General features: G+C 72.9%; 4 protein-coding genes. All 4 read right to left on the bottom strand.

From position 1 onward, the window contains the following. Positions 1 to 54: 54 nt before the first annotated feature. Positions 55 to 6,396, bottom strand: coding sequence for a type I polyketide synthase (locus OG927_RS29480; protein ID WP_330321069.1), 6,342 nt, complete (start codon positions 6,394 to 6,396; stop codon positions 55 to 57). A gap of 217 nt (positions 6,397 to 6,613) precedes the next feature. Then, entirely contained in the window at positions 6,614 to 8,269 is a 1,656-nt protein-coding gene (locus OG927_RS29475) for an NAD(P)/FAD-dependent oxidoreductase (RefSeq protein WP_056790464.1), read from the bottom strand. A 57-nt stretch (positions 8,270 to 8,326) separates the two neighbouring features. Continuing rightward, positions 8,327 to 11,158, bottom strand: coding sequence for an AAA family ATPase (locus tag OG927_RS29470; RefSeq protein ID WP_330321068.1), 2,832 nt, complete (start codon positions 11,156 to 11,158; stop codon positions 8,327 to 8,329). 64 nt (positions 11,159 to 11,222) lie between these two features. Beyond that, positions 11,223 to 12,539 carry a cation:proton antiporter domain-containing protein gene (locus OG927_RS29465; protein ID WP_330321067.1) on the bottom strand — a complete coding sequence of 439 codons (1,317 nt, stop codon included), beginning with the start codon at positions 12,537 to 12,539 and terminating at the stop codon, positions 11,223 to 11,225. Positions 12,540 to 12,612 lie beyond the last annotated feature (73 nt).

The following is a 12,612-nucleotide window of genomic DNA, read 5'->3' as shown; positions in this document are numbered from 1 at the left end:
GGGTTCCTTGCGGTAGAGGGCCGGGGTGCGCCGGACGGCCTGTCGTGCCGGCCATCACGGCGCCCCGTCCGTCGGAGTCGTCCGGGCGAGCAGGGCGCCGGAGAGTGCCTGGAGGGTGCCGTAGGTCCACAGGAGGGTCGGCGAGAGCCGCAGCCCGAAGGCCGCTTCCAGCCGGTTGCGCAGTTCGAGGCTCATGAGTGAGTCGAGGCCGAGCGAGTCGAACAGGGCGTCCCGTTCCAGGCGTTCGGGATCGAGCCTCAGCACCCGCGCGGCGAGCTCCCTCACCTTGGCCTCCACCAGGGCGGCGCGGTCGTCCTGCGGGGCCCGGAGCAGCGCGTCCAGGAAGGCGCTGCCCGAGACCGCGGTGCTGTCCTCCTCGAGGGCGGCGTACAGCTCGCTCCACGCGGTGAGGGAGACGGTGCCGGGGTAGGCGTCGAACCACCGGCGTGTGTCGACGGGGACGTATCCGACCACCGGCCGGTCCTGGTGGAGCAGCCTGACGAGTGCGGCCCACGCCTCGCCGGGCGAGAAGCTCTCCAGGCCGCGTTCGCCGAGGCGAGCGCCTGCCTGGGTGTCCTTCGCCGCGAGACCGATGCCCGCGAACGGGCCCCACTGCACGCTCAGGGCCGGCAGCCCGCGCATGCGGCGGGCCTCGGCGAAGGCGTCCAGGTACGCGTTGGCCGCGGAGTACGCCGCCTGGCCCGGGTTGCCCACCAGGGCCGCCGCGGAGGAGAACATCACGAAGAGGTCCAGGGGGTCCTTGGCGGTGACCGCGTCGAGGTTGCGGACGCCGTCCACCTTGGGCTGGAGCACCTTGGCGATCTGACGCGGTGTGACATGGGCGATCGTGGCGTCGGCGAGCACACCGGCCGCGTGCACCACGCCGCGCAGCGGTGGCAGGCCTCCTTCGCGCAGGCCTTCCAGCGCCTGGCGCAGGGCCGGACGGTCGGTGACGTCGCAGCGCAGGGTCTCGACCCGGGCTCCCCGCTCGCGCAGTGCGGCGATGCGCTCCGCGGCTTCGGCGTCCGGGGCCGAGCGGCCGACGAGCACGAGGGAACCGGCTCCGTCCGCGGCGAGGAACTCGGCCAGTGACAGGCCGAGGGCTCCCAGCCCTCCGGTGATCAGGTAGCTGCCGTCGGCGCGGAACCGGCCGCCCGGCATCGGTTCGGGGGCGACGTGGCCGACGCCTCGGAGACCGGTGAGCACCAGCCGTGCCAGACCGTGGTCGTGTGCGATCCCGGCGCTCCCGCTCTGCTCGGCGCAGTCGTGGCTGTGCGTCGGCAGCGGCGTGAGCCGGCCCTCGGCGGCCATGGCCCAGACGGCTTCGAGCACCCGGGCGAACGTGGCGGGTTTGCGCTCGCGCAGTCCGTCCACATCGACGGAGCAGAAGCCTGCACCCTTGCGGAGGACCTCTCGGTCGAGGGACGGGCCGACGGCGGCGCCGGCTGCGGCGATCTCCATGAGGCGGCCGTCCTCGGCGAGCAGTTCCCGGGCCTCCGGCGCGGCGGGACCCGTCCGCGGCCCCACGACCACGTCGGCGCCACGGCCCCCGGTGGCCCCGCGCACCGCGTCCGGCCAGCCGGAGTCCTCCGCGTCGAGGGCGAGTTCGGCGCCCGCGCCGAGGAGCAGGTCGCGTGCCACCGGTCCCGGCACCGCGGCGACGAAGACCCGGGCGCCCCGGCCCCGTGCGACCTGGACGGCCGCGAGGGAGTCCGGGAGGGAGGACGAGTGGACGAGTACGGCCTCTCCCGGGGTGAGGCGGCCCACCTCGGTCAGCGCGTACCAGGCCGTCATCGCCGGCAGCGGCAGGGCCACCGCCTCCGCGTCGCTCAGCCGCTCGGGAACCCGGTGGACGTGGGCGGCCGGAGCCAGGGCGTGTCCGGCGAGTGCGCCGGGGCACACGGCGACGACCCGGTCGCCGGTGCGCAGGGCGGAGACGTCCGGCCCCACGGCGGTGATCCTGCCGACGCACTCACGGCCGGCCCTCGGGGCGTCGGTGGCCGGAGCCCTGCCGGCGGCCGCGGGTTCGCGTACGTCGGCGGGCGACAGCACGGCGGCGGTCACCTCGATCTCGACCTCCCCGGGGCCGGGTGCCCGGCGTACCAGCGGCAGGAACTCCGCCGCGGTGTGACCGCCACGCCGGACGGGGTCGATCCGGAAGGGCTGCTTCACGGTGCGCCGGGCGGGCAGGGCCGCGGAGGGGACGGCGGGTTCGTCGGTGGCGCCCCGGGTGATACGGGCCGCCAACTGCCGTCCGTGGCGCAGGGCCAGCTGGTCCGCTCCCCCGGTGGTGACGATCGCCGCCGCACACGCTCCGGCCCAGTCGGGGTCGGAGGCGTCCACGTCGATGAGGCGGGGCTCCAGCTCGGAGTGCTCGCGCTGTGCGACACGGCCGTAGCCCCAGTAGAGCGCGGCGCCGGGATCGGGCGTCTCCGTGCCGTCGGCCGCCTGGGCGCGGTCGGTGACCACCGTGAGCCGGGGCAGGGTGGCCAGGCCCGCACAGGTCCGGATGACGGAGGTGAGGTGGCCCAGGCCGCGCTGCTGCGCGTCGGGGCCGGCCGAGGAGCGCGGCGCGACGAACACGACACCGGCGGCGTCGGACACGTCGCCCAGCGACTCCGCCGGGCAGGCGTCGGTGCCGAGGTGGCTGACCTCCGCACCCCTGCTGCTCAGCGCGCCCGCCAGTGCCTGCGCCATGGCGTCGGTGCCGCCGCAGACGATCCACCGTCCCTGCACGGGCACTTGGGCGGTCGCGTCCGCGGCGGTCTCGCTCCAGCGGATGCGGTGCAGCCGGTCCGCGTCGGCGTCGTGCCCGTCGCCGCCGGGCAGCGGCTGGAGCACCAGGCCCTCCATCACCAGCAGCGGGTTCCGCCCGGCGTCGAAGATGTACACGTCGAGCGTGCCGTCCTCGCGGCGCAGTACGTGCGACCAGAGGGATCCGACGGGTTCCGGCGGGGCGGAGAGGATGTGGACGGACCGTACGGCCGTCGGCATCAACGCCGCATCGCCCTCGTCGAGCGCCAGGCAGACCTGTAGCGCGGCGTCCCAGAGGGCCGGGTGCAGGACGTGCGGCCGGTTGCCCGCCCCGAGTTTCCCGTCGAGGTGGACCTCGCCGAGCGCCTCGTCCGCCGCGGGGTTCCGGTACAGGCTCCGGACGCGCTGGAAGGCCGGGCCGTAGACCTGGCCACGCTCGGCGCACCGGCGGTAGAAGTCCTCCGGGTCGGCGGACTCGAGTCCGGTGGCCCACTCGGGGAACACGGGCGCGGACACGGTGCCCTCCCGCTGGTGCGCGCGCGCCGTGGCGATGACGTCCCATGCGGCGGCGCCCTCGGGGAGGGACAGCAGCCGCAGGTCGCCCCCTGCCGGGGTGTCCTGCCATTCGGTGGTGAACCGCGCGGCCTCCTGGCCCAGCGTCACCTGCTTGCGGAAGGCGACATCGGCCAGCCTGCCGGGCACCGCGCCGGTCCGGGCCAGAGCGGTGTGCAGCACCAGGGCCAGCATCCCGGCACCCGGCAGCACGGGGGTGTCGTACAGCTTGTGGTCGCCCAGCCAGGGCTGGTCCTCCAGGGAGAGTTCCAGGGCGCCCTGCCAGACGCCGGGCCGGCCGGGAGCCGGGGTGAGCGGGGCCTCGAAGCCCTGGGCGGCTCCGGTGGTGCGGCGTCTGCCCGGGGCGGGCCAGAAGCTGTCCCGCTCCAGGGGGTAACCGGGGACCGGGTAACGGCTGTCCCGGGGCAGTGCCCCGAACGGTTCGAGGCCGGTGGTGTAGCCGCGGGCGAGGGCACGGGCGAAGTCGTCGACGCCGCCCTGCTGACGGCGCAGGGTGGTCAGGACGGCGGGCGTCGTGGAGTGTCCGGCCGCGAGCTGTTCCAGCGACGGGAAGATCACCGGGTGCGGGCTGACCTCCACCACATGGGTGACGCCGCTGTCGAAGAGCTCCGTCATCGACGTGACGAACTCGATGGGTCGGCACAGGTTCTGGACCCAGTAGTCCGCGTCGAGTTCGGTGCCCTCCACCAGTCGGGCGTGGACGGTCGACATGACCGGAGTGGTTCCCGCTCCCGGCCGGACGGGGGCCAGCGCGGACACGAGATCCTCGCTCAGCGCGTCCATCCCCGCACTGTGCGAGGCGTAGTCGATGCTGACCAGGCCGCAGTAAGTCCCCTCGGCCTCCAGCAGTTCCTTCAGGGCCAGGATGTGGTCCCTGTCGCCGGAGAGCACGCACGAGCGGGGGCCGTTGTGCGCGGCGAAGGACACCATGTCCTCGAACCCCTCCATCGCCCGCACCGCGGCCTCGCGGTCGAGGTCGACGGCGAGCATCAGCCCGTGCCCCGACACCCGGTCGGCGATGAGGGCGCCGCGCCGGGCCAGGATCAGGGCGGCGTCGTCGTAGGAGAGGACGCCCGCGAAGGTGGCCGCGGTGATCTCGCCCTGACTGGTGCCCACCACGACGTCGGGGGCGACGCCCGCCGCCTTCCACAGCTCGGCCAGACCGAGCGACATCGCCCACAGGGCGGGCTGGAGCACGTCGGTGCGCCCGGCCCAGGTTCCGGCGATGCCGTTGCCGGCCGCGAGGCCGTCCGGTGTGCTGCCGTCCGGTGCACCACCGTCCGCCGTGCCTCCTTCAGCCGGGACTCCGACGAAGATGTCCAGCAGGTCCCAGTCGACGTGGGGGGCGAGCGCCTTGGCGCAGCGGTCGATGACGGAGGCGAACAGGCCGCTGTCGCGGTAGAGCCGGTGTCCCATGTCGCGCCACTGCGAGCCCTGCCCCGGGAAGACGAAGGCGGTCCTGCCGCGCGGTGTCGCACGTCCGGTGACCACGCCGGCCGTCTCGGCGCCTTCGGCGGAGGGCCCGGCGAGTGCCGCGAGTGCGCTGCTCAGCTCCTGGGTGCCGTGGGCGACGAATGCCGCCCGGTCGGCGAAGTGGTCGCGACGCCACGCCAGGGCGCCGGCCACATCGGTGGCATCGGCTTCCTGGGCGGCGAGCTGGTCGTGCAACTGCGCGGCCCGCCGGGCGAGCAGCGGCGCCCGCCGGGCGGAGAGGGTGACGACCGGGGGCAGACCGGTGGCCGGGGACGCCGGGGTGCGCGGAGCGTCCGCCGCCTCCGGAGGCGGGCTCGCGACGACGACGTGGGCGTTCGTGCCGCCCCATCCGAAGGAGTTGACGCCGAGGTAGACGGGCCCGTCGGCGGGCAGCCGCAGGGGTTCCCGTACGACCTGGAGATTCAGCTCGTCGAAGGGGATGTCGGGGTTCAGCTCTTCGGCGTGCAGGGTCGGGGGCACGATCCGGTGGCGCAGCGAGAGCAGTACCTTGATCAGCCCCGCCAGTCCGGAACTGCCCTCCAGGTGACCGATGTTGGTCTTCACCGAGCCGATCGGCAGCGGATCTCCGGCTGGTCGTGCCAGGCCGAGGACGGCGCCGAGCGCGCCGGCCTCGGTCGGGTCGCCGCGCTTGGTCCCGGTGCCGTGGGCCTCGACGTACGAGAGGGCCGCGGCGGGCACGGTCCGGTGCCCGTAGCTGCGGCGCAGCAGGTCCTCCTGCCCCTCCTGGCTCGGGCTCACCAGGCTGTGGCCGCCGCCGTCGTTGTTCGTCAGGGTGCTGACGAGGACACCGTGCACGCGGTCGCCGTCCTCCAGCGCCCGGCTCAGCGTCTTCAGGTACACCGCGGCGACGCCCTCGCCCCGGACGAAGCCGTTGGCCGACTTGGCGAAGGAGGCGCAGCGCCCGTCGGGTGACAGGCCTCCGAAGTGGGTCAGTCCCACCGTCACATGGGGGTCCATCATCAGGTTGGTGCTGCCGACGATCGCCGCTTCGATGTCTCCCTGGCGCAGGGCCCGGGCCGCCAGGTCGAGCCCGACCAGTCCGGAGGAGCAGCCGGTGTCGACGGCCAGGCTCGGTCCGCGCAGCTTCATGAAGTACGACAGCCGGTTGGCGAGGATGTCGCGTCCGGTACCCACCAGCGTGTGCGAGGTGTGGCGGGCGCCGCGCGCCTTGCGCAGGAGTTCGTAGTCGTGCCAGACCGTCGCCACGTAGACACCCGTACGGCTGCCGGCGAGATCGGCGACCCGCTGGCCCGCGTCTTCGAGGGCACGCCACCCCACCTCCAGGAGCAGACGCTGCTGAGGATCCATGGCGGCGGCCTCGCGGGGTGATACGCCGAAGAATCCCGCGTCGAAGAGGTCGATGTCGTCCAGGAAGCCGCCGACCGCGGGGATGCGCAGTTGCGGGTCGAGCTGGGCGGCGCTGTCCCAGCGCTCCGGCGGGACGGGGCCGACGGCTTCCCGACGGTCCGTCATGAGCTTCCAGAGACTGTCGGTGTCCGGCGCTCCTGGGAACCGGCCGGCCATGCCGACGACGGCGATCAGGTCCGCGGGGTCAAGCGGTGCGTGCGGGTTCATTCGCTGCCTTCTCGTCCTGGAGTGATAGGCCGGTCCCGACCGTGCCGCGCCGGGAGGTGCAAGCGCGTTCCGGGGCCTCGACGGCTGCTTTTCCCTAGCCGGATATCCGCTGCTCGCCTGCACTTCAGAATATGAGCCGACCATCCCCGGGAATACCCCCTCCCCCATCGAGTGGCGGGAATTCCCGGGGTCCCCTAGAGGAGCGATAGGGGTGGGGTCATCTACCGGCCCGAAGGCGCATCCGCACGAGCCCCTTACTGGCGTTGATCATGCGCTTTCCGATTTCCGGCGGGGCGTCGTTCCGGCACCATCGGGCATTCATCGCCATCTTGGCGGGAGACATGGCGAAGCACCGGGTGTCGCGTTCTCCGAATTTGAATGACGGGGCGATGAAATCTGCGTCACGGATGTAGGTCAGAATCTTCTGGGCAGCGTCACCGGGCCGTTCGGTGCCCGCCTCGACCTCGCGGCACAGCTCCCTGGTGATCCGCCCCATCTCGTTGAAGCCGGAGCTGACCGGGAGCGGTGACCCCGGGTGCCCGTGCGTCTCCAGCTCCCGGAACACGGCGTCGTCCCCGGTGCGTTCGAACCGGTAGTAGGCGTCCTCCAGCATGACGTTTCCGAGCATGGTGCCGAGCATCCAGGTGCGGTTGACCGCGTTCCACAGCTCGTAGTCGCCGAATCCCACGAACGAGCTGTAGACGATGTCGTCGTGGAAGTCGAACAGGCCCTGCTGGAGTTCTTCCAGGTATCCGAACCGCTCCATGGACCAGTCGCCGTCCTTGGATGCCTGGATGATGCGCCAGCCCAGGGAATTGACCAGTTCGAGCGTGTTGGTCAGGCCGCGCGAGTACAGGGCGTCGATGAAGCCTGCCGCGTGGGAGGTGAGGCAGAACCGTTCGCCGACGACCTGCTTGGCGGAGTACTGGAGCCGGCCGGTGGAGACCCAGGGGCGCACCGACCTGGCACCGCGGAACTGGTGGGCGATCTCCGGGAACCGCTGCAGGAAGTCGTCGAACTCCTGCTGGGGGGTCTGGTCGCCCTTGGGGAACACCCGCGGGTCCAGGGTGAGGCCCACGCTGCACAGCGGGTTGAGGGAGTCCGCGTGGTTGTCGAACGGGATGACCCACAGCCAGCCGCCGTCGAAGACGTGGTGCAGTGTGCCGTGGTGCCAGGGGTTCGGCTGGTCGTGGGCCCGCGCCGCGGGCGACTTGTCGAAGGCCTCCACGCCCGTCATGTGCGTGAACAGGCACCGCGAGTGCGTCCTGGCCCGGGTGGGCGTCTCCCGCAGGGAGAACTTCTCGGCCAGCGGTGAGCGGAATCCGCTTCCGTCCACCACGTAGCTGGCGCGGAACTCCTCGCCGCCGTCCGTGCGCAGCACGGCGCCGGTGTCCGGGTCCGTCTCGATGTCGACGATCCGGGTGTTGAGCCGCGGGTGGGCCCCGTACTTGACCGCGACGTGGAAGAGGTACGCGTCGATGTCCTGCCGGAACAGGTGGGTCTCCGTGCGCAGCACGGAGGGCACCACCAGCTGATTGATCTCCTGGGCGTTCTGGGACCGGCCCTCGCGGTGGTAGACGAAGCCGAAGTTCTGCTTCTGGCCGCAGTTGCGCGACACCTTGTCCCGGATTCCCTTGAAGCTGGAAAGCGCCCTGAGTTCGGGAACCTGGTAGCGATCGGCGACGAGCCGGGTCATTCCCGAGGTATACGGAATAGTCGACTCACCGACGGCGAACCGCGGGTGCGTCCCGGCATCCAGCAGCAGGACCTTGACCCCGTTCCTCGCCAGGACGGCACCGAGCATACCGCCGGCCATACCGCTGCCGAGGATGGCCACATCGTATTTCTCTTTACGCCCCATGGTGTTCTTCATTTCTCCTCGATCACTCGGTGTCGTAGATCCTGTCGGTGCGCCCGTGGTCACGGCGCATCAGCCGGCGGCCGCTTCGATGACGTCGCCCCGAGGGAGATCACCACGGGCGCGCACGCCGAGCTTCCGGAATATGCGGGTGAGGTGTTGCTCGACCGTGCTGACCGTGATTCCCAGGCGGTCGGATATCTCCTTGTTGGTACGGCCCCGGGCGGCGAGGGCGGCCACCCTCCGCTCTGCCGGGCTCAGCAGGTGGAAGACCCTTTCCGCGGGCCCGTGTTCGCTGCGCGCGGATCCGATCGGCACGGGCAGAGCCGAGCGGAGCTCCTCGGCGGGGTCCGGCGTACCGCACTCCTCGGCGAGCCCGGCGGCGCGGCCGAGCAGAGTCTCGGCCCGGTCGAACCGGCCGGCTCGGGCGTGGGTGGCACCGAGGTCGGCCAGCGCCCCGGCCAGCTGGAGACGGTCGCCCGACTCCTCCAGGATCGCCACGGCCCCGGTCAGCAGGCTGCCGCGCTGTGAAGGGCGGCTTGCCGCGGCCAGGGTCCGCAGGGAGATGCCCCGGGTGCGGGAGAGCCCGCTGCCGGCCAGCGCGAGCTGCTCGCGGGCGAGGGTGAGGGCGCCCGCGGTGTCCCCCAGAGCGAGCCGGGCGCGTGCCGCCCCGGAGCGCCACGGGACGAGGGCCGGCTGGTCCAGGCCCCACCGGCCCATCAGTTCACCGCAGTTGAGGAAGTCGTCCAGCGCCGCCTGGGGCTGTCCGGTCGCCACGTAGTGACTGCCCCGGGCGTGCAGGTAGTACAGCCCGAAGCGGCTGTGGAAGATGCCCGGCGGGAGGGGGACCTCCAGGTACTCCGCCGCCGCGGCGTGGGCGCCGATGTCCGTGTTGGCCTGGATGAGGTTGGCCAGCGGCCCCCCGATGCACACGCCCCAGCTCTCGGGGGACACCTGGGCCAGCGCGGCCTCGGCGAGCTCGCGCGCCTGGAGCGGGCTCCCCTGGCGCAGCGCGATGCCCGCCCTCAGCGAGGAGAACTCGGCGATCCAGAGGGGGACTCTGCGACCGCGCGACTGCGCGAGCCAGTGGTCGCACCAGCCCGCGGCCTCCTCCGTACGGTCGGCGAACAGCAGCGCGGACACCGCACAGGTGAGCCACTCGTGCGTGTTCCTCCCGAGCCGCATGGCGCGCATCGACGCCTGGGCGGCGGCGACCGCCTCCGGCCCCGCCCCCTGCCGCAGCACGTCGGAGAGCGCGGCCGCCCCCCTGCTGCGCGGATCACCGGGGAGGGAGGCCCGCTGCCGCGCGGACTTCGACCGCGAACCTCCGGGCACGAGTCCGGGATAGGTGGCGGAGAGGAGCTCCCGGGTGGCGCGTGCCTCGGCCGCGGCGATCGGGTCGGGCTCGTCACCGCTCCGGATGATCCGCCCGATGGCGTCCGCGGCCTCGTCGTACCTGCCGTGCCAGAGCAGGTACTTGGCCAGCATGAGGGAGTAGTGGTCGGGCAGCCGCCCGTCGCGTACCGCCTGGGCGAGCTCCACCAGGTGCCTGGCACCGATCGACGGGTCGAGCACCCACGCCGTGCCGGCCAGCAGTGCTTTGATCCTCAGGCGTTCCGTCTCGTCGCCGCAGGCCCGCAGGGCCGCCTCCAGGCAGCCCTGCGCCTCGGCGGGCCTGCTGGCCGCCAGGTGCCGTTCGGCGGCCTCCCGCAGCTGGGGCACGGCCCACGGGAAGCCGGAGGGCACTCCTGCGGCGAGCAGGTGCCGGGCGACCTCTACGGCCGGCGCCCCCGCCTCGTACAGGAGCGCCGAGGCCCGCCGGTGCAGCGCGGAGCGCTCCTGCCCGGTGAGTCCGCCGAGTGCGGCGGTACGCAGCGCGGGGTGGCGCGGCCGCCCGTCGGCGAGCAGACCCGCGGTGTCGAGCGCCCGCATCCCGCGCGCCAGCACGGGGCCCTCCACCTCCGCCAGCCGAGCCACCAGCTCCGGTACGGCACTGTCGTCGTGCAGCACGACCAGCGCCTCGGCGATCCGCAGCAGGGCGGGCCATCCGCGGTGCAGGCAGCCGGTCACGGCGTCCAGGAACGCGTCGCCGACCGCGAGCCGTGGCCCCGGGTCCCCGGTCCCGGCCGCGGCGGTCCTCGACGCCTCGGCCCCCAGGTGCCGGCTGTCCTCCGCGAGCGCCCTGACCAGCAGCGGGTTGCCGCCGCTGACGGCGTGGCAGTCGGCTGCCAGGGCGGGCGCGACACCGGTGGGGCAGTGCTGGGACAGGACGGTGGCCACGCCGTCGGGCGTCAGCCGCTCGACCGCGAGCGGCCGGTAGCCGGGCCTGCGCAGCAGCTCGGCACGGAGCCGTGGATCCGCGGGGCGGGACAGCGTGCACTCGCTCATCACGAGTGTGATGCGGGCGGAGCTCAGCCTCCGCAGGAGGAGCAGCAGCCAGTGGACGGACAGCGAGTCCGTGAACTGCACGTCGTCGACGCACAGCAGCAGCGGGGTGCGTTCCGCACCCCGTTCGACGGCGGCACACAGGCGCTGCAGGGTGCGCGCGGTCTCCGGTGCCAGGGCGGAGGGGCCGAGCTCCGTCACCGCCGGGCCCGCGCCGCCTGTCTCGGCGGGGCGGCCCGACAGTGCCGCCAGAGCCTTCCGGTCCTGGGGCGGAAGGTCCACGTCCCGCAGCAGCTGGCCGAGGACGGCGCCCGGCGACTCCCGCTCCGCCAGGGAGCCGGCGGCTCCGTGGACCTGGAAGCCCAGCCGGGCGGCGCGGGCGGCGGCCTCGGCCAGGAACGCCGTCTTTCCGCAGCCGATGCCGCCCGCGACGAGCGTCACCTGGCCGGTGCCGCCGGCACTCCGCCGGAGCATGTCCGTCAGTGCGGTGAGCTCCCGTTCTCGTTCGACCAAGCGCATGATGTCTCCCCCTCGCGTCCCGCCTGGATTCACTCCGGACCCGCCGACCCCCGACGCCGGTCGGCTACAGCGGCGCGCCGGCCCGGTCCCCGGCGGCCGGTGCCGCCTCGGGATCGGCGTCGGGCCGTGCCCCTGTCCCGGCCTTCTCGGCCCCGGCCTCCACGGACTCGGCCTTCTCGGCTGCCGTCCCGGCCCGGATGCGCGACAGCAGGGGCCCCGTCATCACCGTGGTGACCACGGCCATGACCACCATCAGCGAGTAGAGGGAGCCGTCCAGGAGCCCCAGCTTGAGTCCCACCCCGAGGATGACCAGCTCGGTCAGACCACGGGTGTTCATCAGCGCGGCGAGCGTCGCGGCCGACTGCCGCGGCAGCCGTTGCGACCGGGCTCCGAAGTAGGTGCCGCCGAACTTGCCCAGCACGGCCACGACCAGGATCAGTGCGAGTTCCAGCAGACCGGAGGTGCCGATGCCGCTCAGGTCCACCTGGAATCCGGCGACCACGAAGTAGACGGGGAGCAGCAGAGAGGTCAGGTGCCCGGTGCGGTCGTGGATGTCGGCCCGCAGCGCCGCGGCACCCTTGCGCGGCACCACGAGGCCGAAGAGGAAGGCACCGAAGATGTGGTGCATGCCCATCGCCTCGGTCGCGGCGGCCGACAGCAGTGCCCCGATCACGACGACGGCGAAGACGAGCGGGGTCGCCGGCGCGGGCTTGCCGGCCGGTGTGAGGTAGCGGCTCAGGAGCGGCCGCACGACGAACAGCATGACCGCCAGGTACGGCAGGATGAGGGCGACCAGCCAGTGGCTGCCCCCCGCGCCGACGGACGCGTTGACCGCGGCGAGCGCCGCCCAGGCCACCACGTCGACGAATGCCGCTGTGGCCAGGGCGATTCCGCCGATGGCCGTGCGGCTGAGGCCGCGGTCGGTGAGGATGCGGGCCAGCACCGGGAACGCCGTCACCGATACGGCCAGGCCGATGAAGACGACGAAGGCCCCCGTGTCGGGGGTGTGGTGACGGGCCAGCAGGACGAAGGCCAGTCCGATGCCGAGGACGAACGGCACGACGGTCGAGCCGATCGCCGCCGCCGCGGTCACCCGCCCGTTGCCCTTGAGCGTCTTGCCCTCGATCTCCAGACCGATGGCGAACATGAAGAGCGCGACGCCGAGGTTGGCGATCCCGATCAGCATCGGACGCACTTCGTCGGGGAAGAGCGTCTCGCTCATGGCCCCACTGAGCAGGGTCGGACCGAGGAGCACTCCGGCCAGGATCTCGCCGACGACCGGCGGCTGCTGGATCCGGGTCGCCAGGTGGCCGAGACCCCGCGCCATGATGAGTATGAGCGCGATATCGAAGAAAAGTATCTGCAACTGATGGCTGGTCATTACCCCGTGGCCCTCATCAATCGGCTGCGCGCGGCTTTTTCGGACACACCTGTGGCAGCCGCGGCGCTGCGGC

Source organism: Streptomyces clavifer, assembly GCF_036345975.1.
In the GTDB taxonomy this organism is placed as follows: Bacteria; Actinomycetota; Actinomycetes; order Streptomycetales; family Streptomycetaceae; genus Streptomyces; species Streptomyces clavifer.
The sequence above is the reverse complement of the archived record's forward strand: the minus strand, read 5'-3'. Positions and strand labels throughout refer to the sequence as shown.